This is a genomic window from Pseudarthrobacter sp. GA104 (assembly GCF_009741265.1).
GTDB lineage: Bacteria > Actinomycetota > Actinomycetes > Actinomycetales > Micrococcaceae > Arthrobacter.
In genome coordinates this window covers 4,059,676-4,085,437 of sequence record NZ_WOWL01000001.1, presented here as the reverse complement: position 1 = coordinate 4,085,437, position 25,762 = coordinate 4,059,676, and the positions used below count along the sequence as shown (strand labels likewise).

At 63.6% G+C, this 25,762-nt stretch carries 21 protein-coding genes and 1 pseudogene; 4 read left to right on the top strand and 18 right to left on the bottom strand.

Annotation, left to right across the window (positions count from 1 at the left end):
• Nucleotides 1-22 precede the first annotated feature (22 nt).
• A pseudogene (locus GK109_RS18705) lies at nucleotides 23-460 on the top strand (ATP-binding protein); the annotation flags it as partial.
• Here GK109_RS18705 and GK109_RS18700 read toward each other — a convergent pair.
• The 4 genes from GK109_RS18700 to GK109_RS18685 all read right to left on the bottom strand — a co-directional run bounded on the left by GK109_RS18700 (nucleotide 455) and on the right by GK109_RS18685 (nucleotide 5,072).
• Nucleotides 455-1,243, bottom strand: a complete 789-nt coding sequence (locus GK109_RS18700; protein WP_157241991.1) for a PP2C family serine/threonine-protein phosphatase — start codon at nucleotides 1,241-1,243, stop codon at nucleotides 455-457. The pseudogene GK109_RS18705 and the gene GK109_RS18700 overlap by 6 nt on opposite strands.
• Entirely contained in the window at nucleotides 1,244-1,924 is a 681-nt protein-coding gene (locus tag GK109_RS18695; protein ID WP_197432500.1) for a VWA domain-containing protein, read from the bottom strand.
• A gap of 39 nt (nucleotides 1,925-1,963) precedes the next feature.
• Nucleotides 1,964-4,273 (bottom strand): hypothetical protein, encoded by a 2,310-nt coding sequence (locus GK109_RS18690; protein ID WP_197432499.1) that lies wholly within the window; start codon nucleotides 4,271-4,273, stop codon nucleotides 1,964-1,966.
• A 172-nt stretch (nucleotides 4,274-4,445) separates the two neighbouring features.
• Nucleotides 4,446-5,072, bottom strand: a complete 627-nt coding sequence (locus GK109_RS18685) for a helix-turn-helix domain-containing protein (RefSeq protein ID WP_231754893.1) — start codon at nucleotides 5,070-5,072, stop codon at nucleotides 4,446-4,448.
• A gap of 929 nt (nucleotides 5,073-6,001) precedes the next feature.
• Between GK109_RS18685 and GK109_RS18680 the strand changes: the two genes are divergently transcribed.
• On the top strand, nucleotides 6,002-7,636 hold the full coding sequence (locus GK109_RS18680; protein WP_157241988.1) for an ATP-binding protein: 1,635 nt from the start codon (nucleotides 6,002-6,004) through the stop codon (nucleotides 7,634-7,636).
• Nucleotides 7,637-8,133: 497 nt separating this feature from the next.
• Here the strand turns inward: GK109_RS18680 and nrdF are convergent, their stop codons facing one another.
• From nrdF to GK109_RS18645, 7 genes are all read right to left on the bottom strand, one after another.
• A complete protein-coding gene (nrdF, locus tag GK109_RS18675; protein WP_056079660.1) occupies nucleotides 8,134-9,108 on the bottom strand; it encodes a class 1b ribonucleoside-diphosphate reductase subunit beta in 975 nt (324 codons plus the stop codon).
• Nucleotides 9,109-9,200: 92 nt separating this feature from the next.
• Nucleotides 9,201-11,321: a class 1b ribonucleoside-diphosphate reductase subunit alpha gene (gene nrdE, locus GK109_RS18670; protein WP_157243134.1), complete on the bottom strand. Its 2,121-nt coding sequence runs from the start codon at nucleotides 11,319-11,321 to the stop codon at nucleotides 9,201-9,203.
• Nucleotides 11,322-11,341: 20 nt separating this feature from the next.
• Nucleotides 11,342-11,806 (bottom strand): class Ib ribonucleoside-diphosphate reductase assembly flavoprotein NrdI, encoded by a 465-nt coding sequence (gene nrdI, locus GK109_RS18665; RefSeq protein ID WP_370460694.1) that lies wholly within the window; start codon nucleotides 11,804-11,806, stop codon nucleotides 11,342-11,344.
• A 74-nt stretch (nucleotides 11,807-11,880) separates the two neighbouring features.
• Nucleotides 11,881-12,126, bottom strand: a complete 246-nt coding sequence (nrdH, locus tag GK109_RS18660; protein WP_013601222.1) for a glutaredoxin-like protein NrdH — start codon at nucleotides 12,124-12,126, stop codon at nucleotides 11,881-11,883.
• Nucleotides 12,127-12,508: 382 nt separating this feature from the next.
• Entirely contained in the window at nucleotides 12,509-13,933 is a 1,425-nt protein-coding gene (locus tag GK109_RS18655) for a class I SAM-dependent methyltransferase (RefSeq protein WP_197432498.1), read from the bottom strand.
• Nucleotides 13,930-14,661, bottom strand: coding sequence for a DUF1365 domain-containing protein (locus GK109_RS18650; protein ID WP_157241987.1), 732 nt, complete (start codon nucleotides 14,659-14,661; stop codon nucleotides 13,930-13,932). The genes GK109_RS18655 and GK109_RS18650 overlap by 4 nt, the downstream gene beginning before the upstream one ends.
• Complete coding sequence (locus GK109_RS18645; RefSeq protein WP_157241986.1) at nucleotides 14,658-16,058, bottom strand: NAD(P)/FAD-dependent oxidoreductase; 1,401 nt, start codon at nucleotides 16,056-16,058, stop codon at nucleotides 14,658-14,660. Before GK109_RS18645 ends, GK109_RS18650 begins: the two co-directional genes overlap by 4 nt.
• A gap of 129 nt (nucleotides 16,059-16,187) precedes the next feature.
• On the opposite strand from GK109_RS18645, the gene GK109_RS18640 reads away from it, so the two are divergent.
• Together GK109_RS18640 and GK109_RS18635 are read left to right on the top strand one after the other, a co-directional pair.
• A complete protein-coding gene (locus GK109_RS18640) occupies nucleotides 16,188-17,105 on the top strand; it encodes a LysR family transcriptional regulator (protein WP_370460693.1) in 918 nt (305 codons plus the stop codon).
• 45 nt (nucleotides 17,106-17,150) lie between these two features.
• A complete protein-coding gene (locus GK109_RS18635) occupies nucleotides 17,151-17,657 on the top strand; it encodes a DUF2004 domain-containing protein (protein WP_157241985.1) in 507 nt (168 codons plus the stop codon).
• Between the two features lie 83 nt (nucleotides 17,658-17,740).
• On the opposite strand, the gene metE is transcribed toward GK109_RS18635, so the two are convergent.
• From metE to GK109_RS18600, 7 genes are all read right to left on the bottom strand, one after another.
• Complete coding sequence (gene metE, locus GK109_RS18630) at nucleotides 17,741-20,080, bottom strand: 5-methyltetrahydropteroyltriglutamate--homocysteine S-methyltransferase (protein ID WP_157241984.1); 2,340 nt, start codon at nucleotides 20,078-20,080, stop codon at nucleotides 17,741-17,743.
• 111 nt (nucleotides 20,081-20,191) lie between these two features.
• Entirely contained in the window at nucleotides 20,192-21,151 is a 960-nt protein-coding gene (locus tag GK109_RS18625) for a methylenetetrahydrofolate reductase (protein ID WP_157241983.1), read from the bottom strand.
• A gap of 328 nt (nucleotides 21,152-21,479) precedes the next feature.
• Nucleotides 21,480-22,235 (bottom strand): hypothetical protein, encoded by a 756-nt coding sequence (locus tag GK109_RS18620; RefSeq protein WP_370460692.1) that lies wholly within the window; start codon nucleotides 22,233-22,235, stop codon nucleotides 21,480-21,482.
• A complete protein-coding gene (locus GK109_RS18615) occupies nucleotides 22,232-23,377 on the bottom strand; it encodes a VWA domain-containing protein (protein ID WP_197432497.1) in 1,146 nt (381 codons plus the stop codon). The genes GK109_RS18620 and GK109_RS18615 overlap by 4 nt, the downstream gene beginning before the upstream one ends.
• Nucleotides 23,374-24,405, bottom strand: coding sequence for a VWA domain-containing protein (locus GK109_RS18610; RefSeq protein ID WP_157241981.1), 1,032 nt, complete (start codon nucleotides 24,403-24,405; stop codon nucleotides 23,374-23,376). Before GK109_RS18610 ends, GK109_RS18615 begins: the two co-directional genes overlap by 4 nt.
• Entirely contained in the window at nucleotides 24,396-24,866 is a 471-nt protein-coding gene (locus GK109_RS18605) for a hypothetical protein (protein WP_321213731.1), read from the bottom strand. Before GK109_RS18605 ends, GK109_RS18610 begins: the two co-directional genes overlap by 10 nt.
• Complete coding sequence (locus GK109_RS18600; protein WP_370460691.1) at nucleotides 24,856-25,758, bottom strand: DUF58 domain-containing protein; 903 nt, start codon at nucleotides 25,756-25,758, stop codon at nucleotides 24,856-24,858. Before GK109_RS18600 ends, GK109_RS18605 begins: the two co-directional genes overlap by 11 nt.
• Between the last annotated feature and the right edge of the window lie 4 nt (nucleotides 25,759-25,762).

Genomic DNA, 25,762 nt, shown 5'->3' with positions numbered 1-25,762 from the left:
TGACTCGGCCGCTCACGCCTTTGGAACACGCTGGTGCATCTACGACGAAGCCTGGCGGCTTATGTCACACCTGGCGCTTCTGCGACGGATAGATGCGCATTGGCGGCTCGCTCGGCACTACGGGATTGCATGCATGCTGATCTTTCACAAGCTAACGGACCTCGAGAATGTCGGGGCTCAAGGCTCAGCAATGCGTGCGCTGGCAAACAGCCTCTTGGCTAACACCGAAACCCGGATCATCTACCGACAGGAGGCTGACCAGCTCGGAGTCACAGCCGGAGCGCTGGGACTCACCGGAACCGAACAGAAGCCACTCCCCGGGCTTGGCGTGGGCCAGTGCCTGTGGCGCATCAAGGATCGCTCGTTCGTGTGCCAGCACCAGCTGCACCCCGGCGAACTGGAGCTCTTCGACACTACTAGACGGATGGTGGGCAGCCGCCATGCCCTCGACGATTCATGACGTTTTCGCGGACCCTGATCGTTCGCGTTGGGACGCCACCGGCCGACCAAAGACGCCGATGGAACAGTCATCCTTCGTCGCGTTGCGCACTCTGACGTCTATGAACTTCCGCCACTGATTCTTGTGTTTTGAGTTCTGACTCAGTCTGGCGGGCGCAGCCCCGACAGCCACAATAAGCTTCTCGCAGGCCGCCGCCAGCTGACGCGTGCGAGCGTTGAAGAGGCTGTCCCCAGCGCCATCACTCATGAGAATGAATCCGGTCACCCCCTGCAGCGAGCCCCGAAAGAGTCGCATCGACCCGGCGGCACCGTGAGAAGTCACGAAGGTGGTCTGATTGGCGAACTCGCTGTTATCCGGAGCGGAGATGACACGCAGGTCACCGTCCTTGAGGTATCCAATTACGCCGTCGCCAACATGTGCACCAAGAAACTTGTCGCCAGAAACCGCAACGCCGAGGAAGGTCGAGGAAAAATCGTGAACGTCACGACCGTGTCGTTCGGCGAGCATGTTGACCTTGGCGAGAAGTCGCTCTAGGAGCTCGATCTTGATCTGGCCGCCGTCGACGCTCGCGACAAGCTGTTCGAACTGCTCGACCAGCGCGGCGCATCCTTCGTCTGCCACCGCTTGCGCGCCAAATTCGGAATGCGAAGCGGACCCAGCGCCGTCAGCTAGACAGATCGCTTGAACGCCGCCGCGTGAAAGGTACTGAGTCCGATCCTGACCGCGCGTTCCGTCAAGCTCGTGCCCTCGGCCACGCACCTGATGATGGAACTCATTGAACACTTACAACTCCGCCCAGCCAGCCAAGCCCTCAAGATCAAGCTTGACCGTGTCTCCAGGGGTGGACCGGGAGACACGGGAAACAGACTTCGACAGCCACTCGAAGAACTCCTTAAAGCTCAGGCCTTGGAGCCGAAGCGGCGGACGGTTCGGGCTGAATCGGGCCAGCACATTCATGTCGGCATCAGCCCCGATCCCGATCGGGAATACTGTGAGCTTCTTCTGGGCGACAAGTTCCGTCACGCGGTGGACTGCGCGTTCGAGTTCGTCAGGACGCCCGTTAGGCTTACCGTCGGTCATCAGAACGAGCCAGGGCTGGTAGTACAGGACGCCAGCGTTGGAATAAGTGGACTTTCGCTTCTCGAGCGTGTCGAGGGCGAGGTTAACTCCCTCGCCGAGGGCCGTGCCGCCCGTCGCATCGATGGCATCGATTCGGTTTAGCCGCTCAATACTAGCGAAGTCCTGAATCAGGCTCACAGCAGAGTTGAACTCGACGATGCTCACTTCGGCGGCGTCGTGGGCGTCGTCATCTTCGTCAATCGCGTCGTAGAACAGGTTGACGCCCTTGACAAGCTCGCGGATGTTGTCTCCCATCATCGATCCGCTCGTGTCGAGGCAAAGCGCGACGGGTACGCGCGGAGTCGGGTTCTCGACGAGGTCGTCGGCGCCGATGTTGAGTGCCATGGGATTACCTTTCATTTGATCTGATCGCTTAGTAGTGGATCAGGAGCTCAGCCACGTGACGAGACGCTGCCAGAAGCTCTTCTTCGGCGGCACGGCTGAGTTAGCGGAGGAGGGCGACGACCTCGGGGCTGTGCGCGGCGGGCGCGAAGCAGTCGAGCGCGGTGGACAAGGTTGCTTTGTCGCGGTCTGATGAGACTTTGGAATATCGAGCCCCTTGGATCGGAACCACCGCTCATGATCGAAAGTGATGAAGGGCTGGCGACACTCGGCACAAAGCCGCGCCGGGTTGAGTTCCGCTGCCTTCTTGACGCACGCAGCGCAGCGCCCGTAAGAGAGTTCGGTCTTCGCAGTCAACGTCTTACAGTCCTTGCACGGAACCGGTTGACAGTTTGAGCATCGACCATCGACCAGGTACGTCTGGGCAACTTCCCTGTTGCAGTTCTCGCAGGTCGCGTAGTTGCGCTTGCGGTTGCAGTCCCAGCAACGACTTTCGTTCAGCGCGTCAGCAGGCCTTGGTTTGCCGCAGTCCGCGCATCTCGATTTGCTCTGATTGCAGTCGTAGCAAAGGCTGGGTTCGTAGTAGGACTGGTTCTCTTCGTCCCACCTGCCGACGATTGCGCTCGGCCGCTTACACTGCGGACAGTCGCGGATAGGTGTGTCAGGCCGGAATGCACGGAATCGAAAAGGGTAGACATCGTTCGACATAGGGTCGAAATCGTCGTTGCCACCGAAGAAGTCGCGGTATTCGCGGAATGCCGCGAGCCACTCGTTCGCTGTCGGGCGACGATCATAGCGTGAGCCGCCCTGGCGCTGAAATGCGTGCCAGAACAGGCGCTTGATTTGAAAAGGGAGGTGGCTCCACATGAACTTCCAGTTCCCCTCGGGCTGGTCCTGGTCGGACGCTCCCTGGAACTGGAAAGCGAACTTGCCTTCCTTGATTAGGGCTGCAAAGTCGCCACCATCAGCTCCGGCGCGCGCATAGGGGAACTGACCCGTGATGAGAATCATGAAGAGCATCGTTGCGATCGCAAAACGTTCCTCCTCGACGGTGCGCAGCGCGTCAGCGTAGTCGCCCGTGATCGTAGACGCGGTGAACATCGCCGTCCCCACGGGGCAGGGGTACCCTTCTACCTGCCATGAGTCGGCATCGATGATCCAAACGTTCTTATGCTCGTCAACCATAAGATTCTTCGGATTTATATCACCGAGGAGGATGTTCAGCGAATGCAGGTAGGCAACCTTTTTCAGGAATGAGACGCAAACATCTACGAGGTCTGCTTTGGTCCAAGTCGGATACATCCTTTTGAACCGAGCAGGACGCATGATCGTCGCCTGGAGCTCCTTCCCAGTTGCTCGCGGCATGGCGTAGCCAACGAAGTCACCGTCACCATTTGTGATGATGTGCGAGGGAAAACCAATGCCTGGCGTTTCAAGTTCGTGCGATAGAAGGAGCTCGAGCTTTGCCTTGCGATGTTCGGTTCGATGGTCCCTGTCGAAGATCTTGACTACCTTGCTGGGATTGTCTCGCACGGCATAGACGGAACCCTCACCGCCCTCGCCAACCCGTTCGCCCAAGATGAGCGCGTGACGCGAATGTAGTGACACTGCGATCACCTGGTCACCGGAGATGGGGATGGCTGCATCTTCAAGCAGCTGATCCTTCGGCTTGAGCGTTGTCACACGCTTGAAAGCTCCGTCCGCTCGTTGCGGAGCAGGCCTCTTTGCCGCACTGGTGTCGCGCCTGCCTCCAGGCCTCGCGTCGACTTCGGCGACGCCAAACCTGCGCTTGAACTTGTCCAGCAGAGGGGCCAGCGTCTCCACTTCGGCATAGTCTTTGGCCTTCGCAAGCCCCTCATCGGCGTGCCGCGTCATGCGGGCGAGCTTTCCAGCGCCACGCTGGTACAAGTCCTGGTCGGAATCTACTGCAATCCGACCATCCACATTTACTGTGCCTGCCACGAGCTGACACTTCGCCTCGGCCGCGAGCAGTCGGATGCGCAGCCGCAATGTGATGTCGTTGGTCAGCAGGCTCATGTCGTACCGGTCGCTGAAGTGCGTGAAGAGATCGACGAACAGGTCGTCTGCATAAGGGTTCGATCCGTCACCAAGGTCCTTGCGAACGAGTCCGTGTGCTGCCGCGGACTCCAACGCCGTGAGCCACTGGCCAGCACGACGCACTGCGGCCGCGCGCTCCTCAGTGAACAGCGAGACATCCAGGCCGCTCTGCTTGGAGAGCTCATCGATGACCTTGGACGGGACCACGATGCCGTTGCCATTGCGGATGGCGACATCCTTGCAACGCTCGAAGAGTCTCTTCAGACCTGCTGAGCGTGCAGTGTCTGTGTCCATGAAGACGTTCGTATCGATGAAGAGTCGGCGGCCGGTCTCGACGAAATCCTCAGGCGCAAGAACGGACGCAACGAGGTGTTCCGCAGAGCGTCGAGTCGGGGTTTCACCAATTGGCGGGCGTGGTGTTGGCATAGGTCCTGTCGCAGGCATCAGTGGCCGTTGATTCGTCACCTCACTCCTCCCCTTGAACGCTAGCGCGGAACGTAACGTTGCTGTGGAAGCCGGCGGCCGAACGAGAAGAGAACTCTGTGAGCAGTTCTGCGGCCCTTTCCTGGCTCACCTGGCGGGCACGCTGGAACGCAACCAATTCGTCGGCAGGGATGCGGTGGTGCGTCCCAACTTTCACAGCTTCGATGCTGCCTGATTCGATGAGCTTCATGAGCGTTGCCCGAGAGACGCCGAGCAAGTTCGAAGCTTCCGTGGTCGTGTATTGCTCCTTAACGGGAACGACGACGGCACCTGATCCATGCTCCGCTTCAAGGAGTCGCAGAATGTTCTCTGCGCTTCTGCGCGAGAGCGTGAGCGTTACTTGCACGTGACCGCTAGCTTCTCGGAGCGCGCGGCGTAGCACGTCGATCGAGTCTTCTTCTTGCCCGTCCATGCCGCCTCCATTGCCACAACTGCCCTTAACTGCTGTAACTGTAACATATGTGTCGTATCTACAGGCGATGCAACGAGAAAGTCTGCGAAGCATCGCGCACTCACCTTGCATGAGCAATCGCAACGCCAGAGAAACCCCACCAGAACTGCCAGTCACCCTTCCGTTTGCCAGCATCAGCGTCGACGCGAACGGTGTCATGCATGTCGTCTACGACGGGCATGAGTTCCCGCCACAGGATCGACAACCGAGTGGACTCGTGCTCGATTCGGTGACCTGCTCGATGCCTTGTCGGCCCATCGCAGCCACTCCGTTCGGGTCGAAGTTCACGAGCACGATGGCTCTGTCTTCACTAACATCGTCCATGCGACCAGACGCGAGCGGTCTGCGGATGAAGCCTCACGCTCCAGCGCGATGCTGCGAGCGCGGCACCGGCCGCCACATCAGCTCATCGAAGTGCACGGGTCAGGCTTCATTCCAAGCGAAGACGTAACGCTCTCACCGTTTCCGCCGCGGAAGGTGGGTATGGCGATCTTCCGATACTCGCTGTGCGTGTGAAAGACTCAACTCAAATTGGGGCTGCCTGTGAGTTGGCTTGTCCGGGGGTAGAAGGGGTACGAAGGCTTGCCACAGCTAAACACCGCGGACAGTTTCTTGCTGTTCATTGCCACTTTGAAAAAAGTGGATATATTGAACCTTCCGGCTGGTCGGCGGTATCCCCTACCGCTCACTCAGATGGTTAGTCAGATCGTCTCAGACCGATTTGTTCTTTCCGGCTCACAACTGGCGACCGGAGACAGACTAGTTTTTGACCTGCAGTATCGGGCCTCTATAAGCCGTCATTACTACGCCATGTATCACGCAGCGCGAGCCATCAGCTTTGCTTTCCACGGCGGGGATGACCACCAAGCTCATTCCACGCTCCCGCGAAACCTTCCCCACTCGATGGTCGACGTAGGAAAGCGCGAAATCGAGCTCACGGACGCGAGGCTCCTGAGAAATCTCGCGGATTACGATCCATACCCGACGCAGCAGTCGGACTGGGAAGCGGACGCTCGGGCGCTGTCAGTCGTAGCATCTGAATTTTGCCAAGCGTGCGAGGATTTCGCACTGCAGAACGGATACATCTAATGTCCAGCATTGAACACGTCGAATTGCTCATCAGCACACTCGCCACGGCCGGAATTTCTGTCAGTGACGTGCAAGAACGCAGTTTCCCTGGTGAGCGATGGCTGATTACCTACGTGGCCGGGGAGAGCTTAGTAGCGGCGCAAAGCTTGGCTGGATCGTTGGAGCAGACACTCAACAAGCAGGTCGATGGAGATTCCAGCTCATTCGTAGTTGTGGTCCGCCCCGCAGTAGTTGCAGACGCTCCTGTGGCCCCGCCCGTAAGACGCGGCCGCTTGGCGGAGCGCGACGTCGACCAGCTTGTTCAACTAATGGAGGCTCGGTCGCGCACTTCCGACGCCCTCCCAAGTCTCCACTATGTGGAAGACCCGCGCACCAGCCTCGCGGCCGTGGGTGCGTCGCGTCATCAGCTCGTGTACGGACGAAGAGGTGTAGGGAAAACCGCCCTACTGCTGGAAGCAAAGAGGGTCGCGGAGCGTGAAGGTCACGTAACCCTCTGGCTGAACGCTCATGTCCTCAGGCACCACACCGTGGGCAACGCAGCTGCAGTTCTGGCCGGAATGATCCTTTCCACCCTGGCAGAGCAGGGTGGAAGCTCAGGCGGGACGGCATTCTCCCGACTTCGGACGATTCGGGATGAGCTGGCAGACCTGGTCGACAATAATCAGAACGTGGAGAGTGCCATCGCACGTCGGTTGCCGGAAATTAACCAGGTCCTTAGGGCAGTCCTGCGCCCTGGGCTGGTGCGATTCTATGTATTTATCGATGATTTCTACTTGCTGCCTTTGAATGCCCAGCCTGCGTTCCTGGACTACGTCGCCGGAATGCTTCGCGACTGCGATGGATGGGTAAAAGTTGCCAGCATTGAACGATTGACACGGCCGTACGAGCCGTCAGCGCGTGTCGGGCTCGAAATCCCGCACGACGCCACAAAGATCGATTTGGACATGACCCTCGAAGATCCTCAGGCCACGCAACACTTCCTGGAGGCAGTGTTGGTCAAGTACACGACAACCGCTGGCATCAAATCCCCGTCATCAATCGCCAAGTCCGAGGCTCTGGGCCGCTTGGTTCTGGCATCTGGCGGGGTTCCACGAGATTATCTAAATCTCTTTGCATCTTCCCTCGTGGTTGCTCGCGAGAAGCGCACACTCGCGAAGGAGCTGGGGCGCGAAGACGTAGCCGTGGCGGCCGGTCGGCTAGCCCGTGGCAAGAAGCGAGACCTTGAACAAGACGTTGCGGGGAATGCGGATGTATTGCTGGGTGCGCTCGAAGAGCTGTCCTCGATCGTGAAGGGTGCGGGCTACGCATACTTCCGCATAGACGTTTCGCAGAAGAATTCCCCAGGATACGAGCTTCTGGCGCTCTTGGTGGACCTGCGATTCGCTCACTTGGTCCAGTCGTCTCTCTCAGATCAGCACAAGAGCGGCGTTAGGTACGAAGCTTATGTCTTGGACCTAAGCGAGTTTACGGACATTCGACTCAAGCGTGGGCTCCACGTTTTGGACTTGGAAGACGGACATTGGACGCTACGACTCACTGGCCAGGCCCAGTCCAAGCAGCGTTTGAGCGGTACGCAACTGCGCGACGAACTCAGACAGAGCCCGCTTGTGAACTTGGTCGATTTAGCGCTCTAAACGAGTGCGCCGCGCAGCCGCGCGCTTTACTTGAAATAGCAATATAACTCGGGGAGGTCCCCCCTGTGTGCTGGACGGCGGGACAGTCTCTGCGTGGCAGCCGCAAGTTCGGTTCTTGCGCCCATTCATCTGCCGACACTCAGACTTGCTCCTTGGTGATTTCGGCCCGGAAGGAGCTCCCACGTTGTGTGCGATCTCGCACCTCCGGGTTGAGTGCCAAGAAATTCCGTCGAATTGACCAGCCACACCGAGCAGAGGACACACCTTGCTGAGTATTTGAAGCATGCAAGATCCAGCGCTGAACATGTTAGTTGGCACCGCGCCATCCTGTTTGTTACGGCGCCAACTAACTTGTCAACTCCCAGCCGATCAAGATTTTTGTCCCTAACCCGGCGTCGTCGGGCTACCGCCATCAAAACCAGTCTTCGCCAGTGTTCCAGTCCTGTTTCGCCAACTAGAGTTCATACCGCCAACTAGCTTCCGATCTCACAGGGGTCCTAGAAGTCCCAGTCCTCGTCCTCGGTGTTAACAGCCTTCCCGATCACGTAAGACGAACCTGATCCCGAGAAGAAGTCGTGGTTCTCGTCAGCGTTGGGCGACAGGGCCGAGAGGATGGCCGGGTTCACGTCGGTGACGGAAGCCGGGAACATCGCCTCGTAGCCCAGGTTCATCAGGGCCTTGTTGGCGTTGTAGTGCAGGAACTTTTTGACATCCTCGGCCAGGCCCACGCCGTCGTAGAGATCGTGGGTGTACTGGACCTCGTTCTCGTACAGCTCGAAGAGCAGCTCGAACGTGTAGTCCTTAATTTCCTGGCGCTTCTCCTCGGAAACCCTCTCCAATCCCTTCTGGAACTTGTAGCCGATGTAATAGCCGTGCACGGCCTCATCGCGGATGATCAGGCGGATCAGGTCGGCCGTGTTCGTCAGCTTGGCCCGTGAGGACCAGTACATGGGGAGGTAGAAGCCCGAGTAGAACAGGAAGCTCTCCAGCAGCGTGGAGGCAACCTTGCGCTTCAGGGGATCATCGCCCTGGTAGTAGTCCATGACGATCTGCGCCTTCTTCTGAAGGTTCTCGTTCTCGGTGGACCAGCGGAAAGCCTCGTCGATCTCCTTGGTGGAGGCCAGCGTGGAGAAGATGGAGGAGTAGCTCTTGGCGTGCACGGACTCCATGAAAGCGATGTTCGTGTACACGGCCTCTTCGTGCGGAGTCAGCGCGTCCGGGATCAGGGAGACGGCACCAACAGTGCCCTGGATGGTGTCCAGCAGGGTCAGCCCGGTGAACACGCGCATGGTGAGCTGCTGCTCGGCCGGCGTCAGCGTGTTCCAGGACTGCACGTCGTTGGACAGCGGCACCTTCTCCGGCAGCCAGAAGTTGTTGACCAGGCGGTTCCAGACGTCGACGTCCTTGTCGTCCTGGATGCGGTTCCAGTTGATGGCCTCGACGTGGCTAAGCAGCTTGACCTTCTCGGTCATGTCATCCCCTATGCGTTGGGTGGTTTTCTCTAAGTTAAAGCGTACGACGGCGGGCGGGCACCCGCCGTCGTACTGGCACATTTAGTTGAAGATTAAAGCATGCAGGAAACGCAGCCCTCAACCTCAGTCCCTTCCAGCGCGAGCTGGCGGAGACGGATGTAGTAAATGGTCTTGATGCCCTTTTTCCAGGCGTAGATCTGGGCCTTGTTGATATCGCGCGTGGTGGCGGTGTCCTTGAAGAACAGCGTCAGCGACAGGCCCTGGTCCACGTGCTGGGTGGCGGCGGCGTAGGTGTCGATGACCTTCTCGTAGCCGATCTCGTACGCGTCCTGGTAGTACTCCAGGTTGTCGTTCGTCAGGTACGGCGCCGGGTAGTAGACGCGGCCCAGCTTGCCTTCCTTGCGGATCTCGATCTTGGACGCCACCGGGTGGATCGAGGAGGTGGAGTTGTTGATGTAGGAGATCGAGCCGGTAGGCGGCACGGCCTGCAGGTTCTGGTTGTAGATGCCGTGCTCCATGACCGAAGCCTTGAGCGCGCGCCAGTCTTCCTGCGTGGGGATGTGCACGTTCTTGAAGAGCTCACGGACCTTCTCGGTCTGCGGCACCCATTCCTGCTCCGTGTACTTGTCGAAGAACTCGCCGGAGGCGTACTTGGACTTTTCAAAGCCGCCGAACGTCTGGCCGGTCTCGATGGCCAGCAGGTTGGAGGCGCGGATGGCGTGGTACACCACCGAGTAGAAGTAGATGTTCGTGAAGTCCAGGCCCTCTTCGGAACCGTAGTGGACCCGCTCACGCGCCAGGTAGCCGTGCAGGTTCATCTGGCCCAGGCCGATGGCGTGGCTCTGGTCGTTGCCCTTGGCGATGGACGGCACCGAGGTGATGTTGGACATGTCGGACACGGCCGAGAGCGAGCGGATGGCCGTCTCGATGGTCAGGCCGAAGTCCGGCGAGTCCATGGTCTTGGCGATGTTCAGCGAGCCCAGGTTGCAGGAAATGTCCTTGCCGGTGTCCGCGTAGGACAGGTCATCGTTGTACGTGGTGGGCTGGGAAACCTGGAGGATCTCAGAGCACAGGTTGGACATGATGATCTTGCCGTCGATCGGGTTCTCCCGGTTCACGGTGTCCTCGAACATGATGTACGGGTAGCCGGACTCGAACTGGATCTCGGCGAGGGTCTGGAAGAACTCGCGGGCCTTGATCTTGGTCTTCTTGATCCGGGAGTCGTCCACCATCTCGTAGTACTTCTCGGTGACCGAGACGTCGGAGAACGGCATGCCGTAGACGCGCTCCACGTCGTACGGCGAGAACAGGTACATGTCCTCGTCCCGCTTGGCCAGCTCGAACGTAATGTCCGGGATGACGACGCCGAGGGAGAGGGTCTTGATGCGGATCTTCTCGTCCGCGTTCTCGCGCTTGGTGTCCAGGAAGCGGTAGATGTCCGGGTGGTGCGCGTGCAGGTACACGGCTCCCGCACCCTGGCGGGCACCGAGCTGGTTGGCGTAGGAGAAGCTGTCTTCGAGGAGCTTCATCACGGGGATGACGCCGGAGGACTGGTTCTCGATCTGCTTGATCGGGGCGCCGACTTCGCGGATGTTGGTCAGCGCAAATGCCACGCCGCCGCCGCGCTTGGAGAGCTGCAGCGCGGAGTTGATGGACCGGCCGATCGACTCCATGTTGTCTTCGATGCGGAGCAGGAAGCAGGAGACCAGCTCGCCGCGCTGCTTCTTGCCCGCGTTCAGGAACGTGGGGGTGGCCGGCTGGAAGCGGCCCTCGATGATCTCGTCCACCATCTGGAGGGCAAGCTGCTCGTTGCCGCGGGCCAGGTGCAGGGCAACCATGCAGACGCGGTCCTCGTAGCGCTCCAGGAAGCGCTTGCCGTCGAACGTCTTGAGTGTGTAGGACGTGTAGAACTTGAACGCGCCCAGGAACGTCTCGAAGCGGAACTTCTTCTTGTAGGCACGGTTGAACAGTTCACGGATGAAGTTCATCGTGTACTGGTCCAGCGTCTCGCGCTCGTAGTACTGGTTCTTCACCAGGTAGTCGAGCTTCTCTTCCAGGTCGTGGAAGAACACGGTGTTGTTGTTTACGTGCTGCAGGAAGTACTGGTGGGCGGCCTCGCGGTCGGCCTCGAACTGGATCTCGCCGCTGGGACCGTACAGGTTCAGCATGGCGTTCAGCTCGTGGTAGCCCAGGCCCTTGTAGGCGGCGGGCATCTCGGGCTTCTGGGCCCTGGTTACTTCTGTGTCTGCGACAGTCGTGTCCAAAACGTATCCAATCCTTGGTTGACCCGGGTGACGTCTTCCGGCGTTCCCATAAGTTCGAATCTATAGAGGTGGGGTACCTGGCATTTGGCGGCGATGATGTCCCCCGCCATGCAGTAGTTGTCCCCGAAGTTTGTGTTGCCGGCACCGATGACCCCGCGCAGCAGTTGCCTGTTCTGCGGGTTGTTCAGGAACCGGATGACCTGCTTGGGAACGGAGCCCTCTCCCCCGGTGCCGCCGTAGGTGGGCACCACCAGCACGAACGGCCGGGTGGCGAGCAGGGGTGCGTCCTTGGCCAGGAGCGGAATCCGGGCCGCGTCGCGGCCAAGCTTGGAGACAAAGCGGCTGGTGTTCTCGGACGCCGAGGAGAAATAGATAAGCTGGCTCTCCGTAACAACCGCCGGGACCGGCCCTGAAGATGCCACGCGCTGAGCCACGTGGAAATCCTGGACTGCTGGTGCTGCCGTAAGAGTCACCTCGGCTGGTTGTTGTTTGTCGGCAGGGAAAGGCCTTAAGCCACGGAGGAAACGGCGGAGAGGGCCAGTTCCTCGATCTTGTCCGGGCGGAAACCCGACCAGTGGTCCTGGTCCGTGACCACAACGGGTGCCTGCATGTAGCCCAGTGCCTTCAGTCGCTCGAGGGCTTCGGCGTCCTGGGAGATGTCAACGCTCTGGTACGTGATGCCCTTTTTGTCGAGAGCCCGGTAGGTGGCGTTGCACTGAACACAAGCAGGCTTGGTGTAAACCGTTACGGTCATGATTCCTGTCCCCTTTTCTGGAAAAACTTGCTCGTCCGGTGTTCCCGCCCAAGCTGTATGTAGATACTACATCTAGTGCAGACGCCTCTTCGGAACCCCAAGATGATGTATTACAAGTATGTCATTTAATGCACCGTTAATCCACAGGCAAGGTCCCTCAAAATGTCCGGAATCCCGCCAAATTCGTGGACTGAATCCACACCCTGTGGAGTACTTAGCCACATTTAACGCCCAGCGTGTCGCTGGAAAGACGGCGTGTCGCGGCCCCTGCCGAGGGGTGCTGGAGGGGTCCGTGGCACAGGAAAGGGGCCCCGAAGTGACCTTCGGAACCCCTCCTGGTGATGAAACGCACGACGACGGCCGCCGCCTTATCTATGAAGCGCTAGAGCAGCGCCTCCCGGCGGTCCAGCACGATCTGCTGCACGTCCAGGTAGCCGGACTGGAATCCCGCCCGCGAGTAGCAGAGGTAGAACAGCCACATCCGCTGGAACACGGCGTCGAAGCCCAGCTCCCCCACCTCGCGGGACCGCTCCAGGAACCGTTCCTCCCACAACCGCAGGGTGGCGGCGTAGTGGTCCCCCATGCCCATCCGCTCCCGCACGCGCAGCGAGGTGTGCTGCTGCGTCACGCCCTCGATGGCGCGGACGGACGGCAGGAACCCGCCCGGGAAGATGTACTTGTGCACCCACGTGTACGCGTTGCGGGTTGCGAGCATGCGGCCGTGCGGCATGGTGATCGCCTGGATGGCCACCTTGCCGCCGGGGGCCAGCACCCGGTCGATGGTCTGGAAGTAGATGGGCCAGTACTCGTAGCCCACCGCCTCGATCATCTCTACGGACACGACGGCGTCGTACTCGCCCTCCACCGCACGGTAGTCCTGGAGGGCCACGGTCACACTGTCCGCGTAGCCGGCCGCCGCGATCCGCTCCTGCGCCAGCGCCTGCTGTTCGCTGGACAGGGTCACGGAGTAGACGGTGGCGCCACGGGCTGCTGCCCGAAGCGCCAATTCACCCCAGCCGGTGCCGATTTCCAGGAGCCTGGTCCCGGCTCCGACGCCGGCCTTGTCCAGCAGCCTGTCGATCTTTGCCTGCTGGGCTTCGGCCAGCGCCTCCCAGCCAACCGAGGCGAGCGGCCCGGCGTCGGACGGAAACAGTGCCGCCGAGTAGCTCATGGTGGTGTCCAGGAAGTTGGAGAACAGGTCGTTGGACAGGTCGTAGTGCCGCGAAATGTTGCTGCGCGTATTCTGTTCTGCGTTCCGTTCCTGGCGGGGCGTGCGCGGCAGGTACAGCGAGCGCAGCTTCTGCAAAGGAGTGGGGATGAGCGTGTCCACCGACGCCGCGAACACCTCAAGGACGCCAGCCAGGTCGCTGGCTTCCCAGTCTCCGGCCATAAACGACTCGCCCAGCCCGATCAGGCCGTTGTCGCCGATCCTGGCTTCGAACGCCTCCGGCCGCATCATGGTCATGACCGGCGCGTCCGGACCGCCGGTGCCCAGCACGGTGCCATCCGGGTACTCCACCCGCAGCGGCAGCCGCTTCACGGCTCCTTTGAACAGGAGGCCGGCGGCTTTGCCGGCCACGGCAGCCTTGGCGCCCGACGGCGGCTGGGCCACTTCCGGCCACAGGTCCGGATCGATGGTGGCGGGCGACGCCGGCACGCCGGCCGCGGTCCAGGCTGCGGGAGAGTGCGCGGGGGCCTTGCCGGCAGCGTCGCCTGCTGCCATGAGTCCAGCCCTATCGGCGGCTGTGCCTGTTGCCTTGCCTCCGACATAGGCCGCAGTTGCTTGGTTGTCGTCCGTCATTGTCATTGAACTGCCTCCTGTGAGGGGTGGTGTGGCCGGGCGACGACCGGAAGGCGTCTTGCCCAGAGTGTAATGCCCTGCACCCTGATGAGTGCGGAAACCAGCAGCGGCGCGGCCGGCACCGCAAGGGCGGCCGCAAGGATGTTCCGGAGGGTGGCGGGCCGGCGGATGCCGTCCATGCTGGCCACGAAGGGCCGGTGGCCTTCGCGCTCCAGCACGATGGACACCGCCAGCCGCTCCCCCGGCGCAGGCAGCTTCATCCGGTACTGCCCGCTTACGTCGTTGAAGGGTGAGACATAGAACGCCTTGGGCACCGAAGCCCGGCCGGCCGCATCCGTCCGGAGCAGGTAGCAGTGGCGCTCCCCGTACGTGTTGTGGACCTCGGCCACCACGCACTCGAGCTCACCGCTGGTGCGATAGCACCAGAACAGCGTCAGGGGGTTGAAGACGTAACCGAAAACCCTGGCGCTGGTCAGCATGTGGATAGCGCCGCCGTCGGGCTCTATGCCCTGGGTGCGCAGGTAGCGCTCCACGTTGCTGCGGATGCTGGCATGCGGATCCCCGAGATGGTCACCGGCCTTGAACACGGCCAGCGGCCGGAGCAGGAACGGTAGCCGCGGGAGCTGGTCCACATCCACGAACCAGCTGTAGTTGCGGTACGTGAACGCGTTCTTCAGCGGTGTGCGCCGCACGTGCGATATGGACGTGCGGTAGAGGGCTGGGGCAGTGGTCATGCGGGTTCCGCCGCGGACAGCAGCTCCCGTTCCCCGCCGTCGCGGGAGCCGGGCAGATCGGCAGCCTGGGCAACGGGCCAGGAACGGCCCAGCGCCTCGGCGGCCCGCACGCCGGAAAGCGCGCCGTCCTCATGGAAGCCCCAGCCGAGGTAGGCACCGGCGTACGCGATGCGGTTGTCACTGAGGCCCGCGATTGCCTGCTGGGCCTGCAGCGACTCGGGGGTGTACTGCGGGTGCTCGTACACCATCCGCTTGAGGACCCGGTCATCCGCAATCAGCTCCGACTCCCCCAGGCTCACCAGGTAGGGCATGCCGTCAGCCGGGCTGAGCCGCTGCAGCCGGGTCAGGTCGTAGCTCACCAGGACCTTGTCCGGCCGGGCTTCGCAGGACGGCAGGCGGTAGTTCCAGGAGGCCTTGGCATTGTCCGAGGCGGGCAGGACGGCCGGGTCCCGATGGAAGACAGTGTGGTTTACGGAGTACGGCATCCCGCCAAGCGCTTCCTTTTCGGCAGGCGTGGCATCGGCCAGGAACCCGAGGGCCTGCGCAGGATGGGTGGCGATGACAACCGCCTCGAAATCCTCCACGCCATGTTCCGTCACCAGCTCGACGCCAAGCTCGTGGCGCCGGACGGCGGTCACCGGCGTGTTGAGCCGGACATCTGCCAGCGTGGCCGCGAGCTTCTCGACGTACTTGGCCGAGCCGCCGCTGACCGTCCGCCACTGCGGCGAGCCTTTGACGCCCAGCATGCCGTGGTGGCCCAGGAACGTGAAGAGGTAGCGGGCGGGGTACGCCAGCGCGGTGGTTGGGTCGCAGGACCACACGGCGCTGACCACCGGGGTCATGAAGTGCGAGATGAAGTAGGAGCTGAATTTTTCGCGTTCCAGGAACTCGCCAAGGGTCTGCTCAGGTGCGGCCAGTTCCGGGTTGACCGCGGAAACGGGTGTGGTCTCCAGGAGGGCCCGGGCCTTCCGGTAGAAGCGGGTGACCTCGAGCAGCATCAGCAGGTAACGGCCCCGCAGGAGGCTGGAGGGGCGGGCGATGATGCCGCGTCCGCCCCCGCGGGCCCCGGCGTACTCCAGGCCGCAGCCGTCGCACCGGATGGACATGCTCATTTCAGAATCCTGCGTCTCTACCCCCAGTTCGGCGAACAGCCGCAGCAGAGTGGGGTACGTCCGTTCATTGTGCACGATGAAGCCGGTATCGACGCCCAGGGAGGACCCGTCCGGCTGCGGCAGGTCATGCGTGTCCGCGTGCCCTCCCAGCCGGGAATCCGCTTCGAACAGCGTGACGTCGTCCTGCCGGTTGAGGACGTAGGCGGCAGTCAGGCCGGCCACGCCGCTGCCAATGACGGCCACCCGCCGTCGCCCGCCTCCGCTTACTGCTGGGTTAGGTGACAATGTATGCTCCTCTGCTGAACATTTGCCGCTGGGCTGGGTATGCAGAGGGCAATTCGGCACCAGGTGCCCCGCGGATGGGTGGGATGGGCGGCAGTTTTTTCGGCGGCCGCGGCGGAGTACTGTGGGCGGGTGGTAAACCCGGTACACCTGAAGACCCTCCTGGAGGTCACCCGGCTCGGTTCATTCGCAGCCGCAGCGGCAACCCTGGGCTACACGGCCTCGGCCGTCTCCCAGCAGATGTCCGCCCTGGAACGCGACACCGGCGTCGTCCTGTTCCAGCGCTCGGCGCGCCGCGTGGTGCCCACGGAAGCCGCCGTCGTCATGACCCGCCACGCTGCCAAGGTCCTCACGGACATTGAAGCCCTGATGGCCGCTGCTTCCAGGACGCAGGATTCAGCCAGCCAGGAACTAAGGCTGGGGATCTTTCCCAGCCTGGCCACCTATGTCCTGCCACGGATCCTGAAGAACCCGTCGTGGAAGAACCTGGGCATCGACCTGAAGGTGTCCGTGGCTGAACCCGGGCAGACCATCCAGGGGCTGCGCACCGGCGGTGACCTGGACCTCGCCGTGGTCTTTCAGGTTGGCCAGACCGGTTTTGCGTGGCCGAACACCATCAACCGGCAATGGATCGGCGACGACGACTTCCGGGTGGTGCTGCCCGCCGGATGGGGCTTCCGCTCCGATGCCAAGGTGGCGGCTGACCATCTCTCCGAGATGCCGTGGATCATGCACCACCCGGGCACCAGCGACGCCATGGTGATTGAGCGACTGTTCGCCGGCTGCAACCTGCATCCGCGGGTGGTGGCGCACAGTGACGATTTCCACGCGAGCCTGGAGATGGCCGCCGCGGGGCTGGGCGCGGCTTTGGTGCCGGAACTCGCGCTGCGGAACAAGCCGGCGGGCGTGGTGGTGCTGGACGTTCCCGAAATCCGGATGGCCCGGAACGTCTTTGCGCTCCTGATCAATGAGCGGAAGACCGCCCGGGTCCAGCTGTTCGTCGACCTCCTGGCCGAGACGCTCGCCGGGATGCGCACCGCGGTGAATTAGGCCCGAACGCTGGAATGCACCGCTGTTCGGGTCTATGTTGAAACTATGAGCAAGGTAGCGAGCCGGCACTTTGGAGAGATTGAGCTCAACCACGGCAGGGATCACTTGATCGCCGCGAAGCATGAACTGCGCGGCCACCCGCTGGAACTCGACCTGAACGTGACCGCCCACGACCACTTCGACGAGGCCGCGCTGCACAAGGTGGACTACCGCCTGCGGTTCCTGCCCGAGCTCGTGGACGAGGTCCGGGACATGATCGCGGAAGAACTGGAGCAGGAAGGCACCAGCCCGCAGGAGTACCTGCACTTCCACTGCAACGCCCTCAAGGATGAGCACCTGCAGAAGGTCTTCGGGATATCAGACCGCAGCCAGCTCACCAACGAGGTGTTCCTGAAGGCCCTGAAACTCGGCCACGTGGGCATCTACCCCGGACAGCCCGAACGCTACTTCGTCCTGGACTTCACCCTGGGTGAGCATTTCACCGACGAGGTGCTGGTGGCCTCCGCCGACGAAGACGGCGTGGTGGACGACGAAATTGTGTGGGAGTCCTAGGTTTCGACGGGCTCGACCATCAAACAAAAGAACGACGTCGGCAGGTCACCTGAAGTGACCAGCCGACGTCGTTCTTTATGTACTTACTTCGCTGACTCCAGCAAGCCGGCGCGGACTGCCTGGGTTGCCTTGACCAGGTTGCGCAGGGACTCTTCGGTCTCGGCGTAGCCCCGGGTCTTCAGGCCGCAGTCCGGGTTGACCCAGAGCTGGCGGGACGGAACGTGCTTGACGGCGGTGGCCAGCAGTTCGGTGACTTCACCCTCACCCGGCACGCGCGGCGAGTGGATGTCATAGACGCCCGGGCCAACGCCGCGGCCGAAGCCGTGGGACTCGAGGTCGTGGACAACCTCCATGCGTGAGCGGGCTGCCTCGATGGAGGTCACGTCCGCGTCGAGGCCGTCGATCGCGTCGATGATCACGCCGAACTCCGAGTAGCAGAGGTGGGTGTGGATCTGGGTGGCGTCGGCTGCACCGGCCGTTGCCAGGCGGAAGGAATCCACGGACCACTTCAGGTAGTCCTCGTGGTCAGCCTTGCGCAGCGGCAGGAGCTCGCGCAGCGCGGGCTCGTCCACCTGGATGACCTTGATGCCGGCAGCTTCGAGGTCGGCGATTTCGTCGCGCAGGGCCAGGCCAACCTGGTTGGCGGTTTCGCGCAGCGGCTGGTCGTCGCGGACGAAGGACCAGGCGAGGATCGTGACCGGGCCGGTGAGCATGCCCTTCATCGGCTTACTGGTCAGGGACTGTGCGTACTTGGCCCACTCCACCGTGATGGGGGCGCTGCGGGTGACGTCGCCCCAGAGGATGGACGGCCGGGTGCAGCGGGAGCCGTAGGACTGGACCCAGCCGTGGACCGTGACGTCGAAGCCCTCAAGGTTCTCGGCGAAGTACTGCACCATGTCGTTGCGCTCGGGCTCGCCGTGCACCAGGACGTCGTAGCCCAGCTCTTCCTGGAGTTCAACGACGCGTTTGATCTCATCCTTCATGAGCTGTTCGTACTGCTCGTTGGTGAGGTCGCCCTTGTTGTTGCGGGCACGGGCCGAACGGATCTCCGAGGTCTGCGGGAAGGAGCCGATGGTGGTGGTGGGCAGCGGCGGCAGGTGCAGCGCCTGTTCCTGGGCGGCCTCGCGGACCGGGTACTCCGAGCGGCTGAAGTCAGCGGCGGTGAGCGCCTCGGTGCGGGCACGGACGTCCGTGCGGCGGACCCCTGCGGCGGTGGCGCGGGAAGCAATCACTGCTGTTGCCTCGTCAATGGCGGCCTTCGCGGAAGCGGGGTCGGCCAGGTATGACGCGAGGGTCCTGACCTCAACCGCCTTCTGGTCGGAGAACGCCAGCCAGCTGCGCAGCTGTTCGGAGAGCTGCGTCTCCTCGGCAACGTCATGCGGCACGTGCTGCGTGGAAGTGGAGGTGGAGACGGTGACCTTGCCTGCAGCTGCCTTCAGGGCGTCCAGCTTGGCAGCCGAAGCGGCGAGGTCGTTGCGCCAGATGTTGTGGCCGTCAACGACGCCGGCAACCAGGGTCTTGCTGCCCAGCCCGGCGAGTGCCGCGGCGGAAGGAACGGCGCCCTTGAAGACGTCAATGTGCAGGGCGTCGATGTTGGTGGCTGCGAGGGTGCCGAGCTGGCCGTCGAGCGAACCGTACGGGGTGGAGACGAGGATCTGCGGGCGGTTCGCTGCAGCGGTGAGGACCTCGTAGGCGCGGGCCACGGCTGCTTCGATTTCGACGGCCGGGGTGTCCTGGTCAACTACGAGTGCGGGTTCGTCCAGCTGGACCCAGCTGGCGCCGGCGGCGGCGAGCTTCTCAAGCAGCTGGACGTAGACGGGCAGGATGTCCTCGAGGCGGGACAGCGGCGCGAAACCGGCCGGGGCGCCGTCGGAAGCCTTGGACAGCAGCAGGTACGTGACCGGGCCAACGATGTACGGGCGGGTTTCGATGCCGTTGGCCAGGGCGAAGGCGAACTCGTCAACCTTCGCGGTGGTGGCCAGGCTGAACCCGGTCTCCGGCCCGATTTCCGGCACCAGGTAGTGGTAGTTGGTGTCGAACCACTTGGTCATTTCCAGCGGCTGCTGTTCCTTGTTGCCGCGGGCAAGGGTGAAGTAGCCGTCGATGTCCAGCTGTCCCTCGGCGTTGAGCAGCTTGCCGAAGCGGGCAGGCACGGCGCCGAGGTGGGCAGTGGTGTCCAGGACCTGGTCGTAGTAGGAGAAGGTGCCCGGTACGGCTGCGGCTTCCGTGAGGCCGAGTTCCTGCAGGCGCCTGGCGATGGACAGCTGGATGTCCTTGGCGGCGGTGTCCAGGGCGGCGGCGTCGATCTTGCCGCCCCAGTAGGCCTCGACGGCTTTCTTGAGTTCGCGGCGGCGGCCGATGCGGGGGTATCCCAGCAGGGAAGCGGCGGGAAAGGGCGTGGTGGCGTTGTTGATGTCAGTCATGGGAATCTCCTGGGGAGTTGGAATGTGTGCGGAAGGCCCGTTGGAGGGCGCACAGCTGAAGGGTGTTCAGCTAAAAAGCGTTCAGCTAAAAGACGTTGGGCTTTGGCGGGCTCAGCTGGCGAGCTGGCCGGCCACGGCTTCGCGGCGGCTGGAGCGGGTGCGCCGCGGGAGGGCCAGCTTGTCCAGCACGTCCAGGGCGCTTTGGTGTTCGTTGAAGGTGTAGAGGTGGATGCCCGGCGCTCCGGCTTCCAGTGCTGCGTTGGCAAGGTCCACGGTGGCGCTGACGCCGATCCGCATGCGTTCCGCGTCGCTGTCCGCCGCGGCCATGCGTTCCAGCAGTTCGGGAGCCGGCTCCACGCCTGTCAGCTCGCCGAGCCGCTTCAGTCGCCGGAGGCTGGTGAGCGGCATGACACCGGGGATGATCGGGATGGTGACCCCGGCCCGGCGTGCCCTCGTCAGGAGGTCGGCATACTGCTCCGTGTGGAAGAAGACCTGCGTGATGGCGAAGTCCGCGCCGGACCGCTGCTTCGCGAGCAGCACCTCGACGTCGTGCGCTTCGCTCGGTGACTCCGGGTGCCGGGTGGGGTAGGCAGCGACGCCCACGGCGATCTTCCCGGCGCAGAGCAGGGCGGACCGGCGCTGTTCAACCCGGCGGATCAGTTCGATCAGGTCCTGCGCATAGCGCAGCGACCCTTCGGCCGGTTCGCCGCCGTCCCTGGGCAGGTCGCCGCGGAGGGCAAGGATGCCGCGCACGCCGGTATCCAGCAGCTCGCCGATGATTCCCGCAAGTTCCTGGGGCGTGTTGCCCACGCAGGTCAGGTGGGCCAGGGGCCGGAGCGTGGTTTCCAGGAGGAGGCGGTTGATGAGCTCGACGGCGGTATCCCGGTTGGAGCCGCTGGCACCGTAGGTGACGGAAACGTAGTCCGGTGCGGTGGTTTCCAGTTCCCTGATGGTGGTCCAGAGCGTTTCCGCGGCTGCCGGCGAACGTGGCGGGAACAGCTCGTAGGAAAGCGCCACCGGAGCGGCGTCGGAGAGATTCGGGTGCGTTTCAATAAGGCTTGGTGGCGACATTTGCGTCCTTGGCTTTGGGCCATTGACGGCTGCTGTCGGCAAATGCGACGGCGGGCCGGCAATGAATTGAGTTTGGGGAACACGGAAGGACTCCACGAGGACGCAGCCGCGGCTGGTACGCCCTGAAATGAAGTTGTCCGTGAGCAAATGTCAGGCCCACATGGGGGCACCCACACCCTCCACACGGAGGATCGCTGACACGTTACCGGGGTAACTTGTATAAGACTCTATGAGCGGCCGGGCACGTATTCAAGTTGGCCTCCGAATTAAGACTCAGTTTTACGCCCTCTTTTGGATCTTTTCGGAATTTTGTTCGTTGCGCCCGGCGCTACCAGGGGCGCTCCGGGCCGGGCGCATATTCAGTGTCCCCCAGGTATTCCTCCCGTTCGCGGCCGCTGTTGCGTTCGCGCTGGCCCTGCCGGGCGCTGTCCTCCAACTGCTGGAGCTGGCTCTGCAGCGGCGAAGCCTGGCCGTCCTCACCGGGTGTGTCCTCCGCCGGTCCTACGTCCGGCGCCGGCTTGTTGCCGGCGGCCGAGAGTTTTTCCTGCAGGCGTGCGTCAGCTCCCGCCAGCCGGTCCCCCGTCCCGCCGGGCTGTCCCTCGGAAAAGCATCCGTCGGGTGCTGCTTCCGCGGCTGCGAGTGCCTCCCTGAACAGGCCGGCCGCCGGCGCGGGTTCACCTGCCTGCAGTTTTTCGTCGCCGAGGCGCTCGATGGCCAGGACCAGGTTCACCCTGATGACGCAGGCTTCGGCCGACTCGGACCGGGCCGGGGGAACAAGGTCCAGCGCTTCCTCGAAGCGGAGGCGCGCCGCGGCGAAATTGCCGTCAAGGACATCGGCATCCCCGGCGGCGAAGGGCGCCTTGTGGGGTTCGATGAGGTTTGCCGGCTGCAGGGCGTCCGCGGCGGCCCGGACGGATGCCGCGTCGGCGGCGTCGAAGGCGTCCGCTGCCCGGCCTCCCAGCAATCCAAGGCTGAGCAGTTTGACGGCGATGCACACGGCCAGGACCACCGGCAAGGCGGACCACGCGAGGAGGCGGCGGCGCCGTGCCGGCCGGCTGCCCGCGTCGCGCTCGAGGGACGTCACCCGTCCTCCGCCTTTCCATCCTGGGATCGCCGGCCGGCCGAGGCCGGGACAAGGGCCCGCACTTCACGGAGCCGGCGAATAATCACGATGGCCTCCGCCAACCCCAGCACGAAGGCACCGGCCGCGAGGATCCAGTACAGCTCGGTCCGCCCCGCCAGGGATCCGTCACTGCCCGGGCGTTCGAGCGTGCCCCCGGATTCGGGCACCGCAGGGCGGGCATCCTGCATCATCGGCGCAACGGGGTCGCCGGACGACCGGTGGACATAGGGAACGCCCAGCTGCCCTGCGAGCTCCCGCAGCCGGGGCTCATCAATCCTGGACAGTGCATCCCGAGGCTGCGCCTCCCCGCCGGCACCGGCGGTGCTGTCCTGGACATAGGGGGCGTCCTCGCCTTCCGTGGAACCTCCGTGGTGCTCCTGCCCGGCGCTTTCCCGCCCGGTGTTTTCGCGCATCCTTCCGCCGCCTGGTGTGCCGTAGCCCAGCACTGCTCCCCCGGCCACCAGGCCATCCGCCAGGTCCAGGGCTTCCGGTTCCTTCGGGCTGGTGTGCTCGCCATCGCCAAGGTAGTAGACGAGCCGGGGCCGCTCAGGGTGGCTCTGCCGGGCTGCGGTGAGGCGTTCGGCCAGCACCTTCCGGGCTGCGGTGATGGTGCTTCCTTTGGCATAGGCCGTGACCTGCGGCTCCAGCACAGAGATGATGGTTTCCAGCGCCAGGGTATCGGTGGTCAGCGGCATCCGGACATGGGCTTTGGTGTCGAAGGTGATGACGGAAAAGCGGGCGCCGGGCAGTTCCTCGGCGATGGCCGCGATGTCCTGCCGCACTCCCTCCATCCTGGGTCCGGCGTTGCCGTAGTCCTCCGCGACCATGCTGGTGGTGGTGTCCACCACAAAAAACACGTTGAGGTCGGCGGTGGCTGCCTGGGCCGTGCCGCCCGGCAGTCCGGGCCGCAGCGCCGCGCCGAGGAGGAGCAGTACCAGTGCGCTTCGGGGCATCCAGGCGCGGACGTTGGCTCCCGCACTTCGCTCCGCAGCCGTCCGCACAGCAGTCCCCGCTCCCCGGTAAAGCCGCCATCCCAGGAACCCGAGGGCCGCCACCATGACGGGAAGCAGCAGCCACCAGGGAAGGATCGGTTGCAGGGTCATGGCCGCAACCGCCAGCCGGCGACGGCGAGGACCAGCCCGGAGAGGAGGGCCGCGGTGAGCGGCAGTCCCGGCTCGTCCGAGACGACCGCCCGCGGCGCGCCCTGAAGAGCCGACTTTTCCGTTTCCTCGACGCCCCGCACGACGCCCGGCACAGCTTCGGGGTTGTCCAGGGCGTAATAGGCACCGCCCGTGGATTCCGCCGCAGCCCGCAACTGCTCCCCTGGCTGATCCTGGCCTGGGCCGTAGTCAAGGTCACCCGGGTTCAGTGCATACACGCGCACAGCCCTGTCCCTGGCAAGGGCGGCCGCTTCCCCGAGGGTCATGATGGGGTCTCCGGAGAGGAAATTGTCCGTTGCCAGGACCACTGACCGCGAGCGCGCCGGTTGGCCGGATGGGCGGTTGATGCCAGTGTCCCGGTTTCCGGCCTGTTCCGTCCCGCGGGGGAAGCTGGTGAGGCAGGACGCCAGGCCGTCGCCGATCAGGGAGGAGCCCCGGCCGCTCCACGTCCCGTCGAGGAATCCGGAACTGCCGGGTTTCCCGTTGAAGGCGTCCCGTGCGAGCTGCAGCTGCTCCCGGGCGTAGCCGTAGTCGTCGGTCAGCGGAAAAACCTGGATGGCCGTGCTGTCAAAAACGGTCAGGCCGATGCGTTCGCCGTCGAATTCGGCGGCCAGTTCCGAGAAGACGTCCACCACGGCGGCGTCGGCACTGCTCATGGAGCCCGAAACGTCGAGGCACAGCATGATGTCGCGGTTGTGCTGTTCCGGCCGGATGGTGGCCACCTCGGCGGGTCGTGCCGCCGCCACAGCCGTGGAAACCAGCAGGGACGCGCAGGCGAGCGCGGCCACTGCGAGCCAGCGGCAGTACCGCCGCACGGCTAACTGGTACTCCGGCAGCACGGTGAGCCGGTCCGCATGGGCCACCGGCCGGCGTCGTGCGTTGGCATTCCTGTCCGGCCGCAGGGCAGCCCATAGGGCAGCGCCGGCTGCCACGGCGGCCAGCGGCAGCAGCCACCACCACATCAGTTCCATGCCTGCACCGCCTTGCGTGCCGCGGCCGCGGAGCCTGCGACGGAGGGAAGGGGCTCGGGGCCGAACTCGGCCGGATACAGCTGCCCGACGGCGGATGCGGCGGCCGGCAGCGGATGTTCCGCGAGGTCCGTCCGGGTCATGCGGGGCGCATCCACTCCGGTGGCGTCGCGGATGAATTTCCTCAGCAGGAGGCTGATTTCCTGGTGGGAGTCCCGGGCGCTCCGCTTTCCGGCGGCGGCGTCACGTTCCACGTCATCGATCCTCTGCAGGTACGCCGCCTTGAGTCCTGCCAGCTCGGTCAGGCGTGCAGGTCGGTGGCGGGCCTGCACGCCCAGTGGCTTGCGGGTGGCGGCAAACACGAACGCGTACCAGGCGGCAACCATCACCAGCAGTCCTGCACCGGCCCAGCCCCAGACGGGGGCATACTCCAGCGGTCCGTAGAACTCCGGTTCAGCCTGCACGTCGGTGCCTTTCCAGGAGGGCGAACAGGGCCGTCATCACGCCCCCGGTTCCGGCCACTTCGCCTTCCGTGATCCCGGCCTGGCGCAGCATGGCCCTACGCCCGGCGTCCCGTTCTGCCACGGCGTTGGCATAGGCCGCGGCGACTGCCGGGTCCCGGGCAAGGTGCGCAAGAAGGGGGCGGGAACCGCTGACGCTGTAGGAATCAGGCAGGCCCTGCTCCGGCTGAAGGAGCGGGTCCCCAGGGGCCAGTCCTGCGTCCCGGACCGTGAGCCAGAGGACCTCGTGCTGGGCCCGAAGCCGGCGCAGCAACTGCCCCAAGGCCGGGCTGGCCGCAAGTTCGTCGGCAACGACGAACAGCAGGTTGCGCCCCTTCACCTTGCGCGCTACATGGTGGAGCTGGTCCTCGATCCTGCTGGGCGCAGCGTCCAGCGTCGCCGCCGAGTGCACCTGCCGCAGGAGGCGTTCCAGATGGGCCTCACCGGCTTTGGCGGGCAGTGACGTTGTGCCCCCGGAATCGCCGCACACCAGTCCCACCACGTCACCGTGCCGGTGGGCAAGGTACCCCATGACCCCCAGCGCCATCACAGCGATGTCCTTCTTGGTTTCCCCACTGTAGGCTGCCGCGGCCATGTTGCGGCCCGAGTCCGTGACCAGGATGACGCTCTGCCGGCGGACCGCCACGTACCGTTTGATCAGCGGCGAGCCGTGCCGGGCCGACGCCTTCCAGTCGATGTCGCGGACTTCGTCGCCGGGAACGTAGGCACGGAGGTCATCGAAGTCCAGGCTGCGCCCGCGGAACACCGAGCCGTATTCGCCGTCGAGCATGCCGCGGGCCTTGCGGTGCGCGAAGATGGCCATGTTGGACTTCACCCGCTGCAGGAGGCTGGTCACGCCG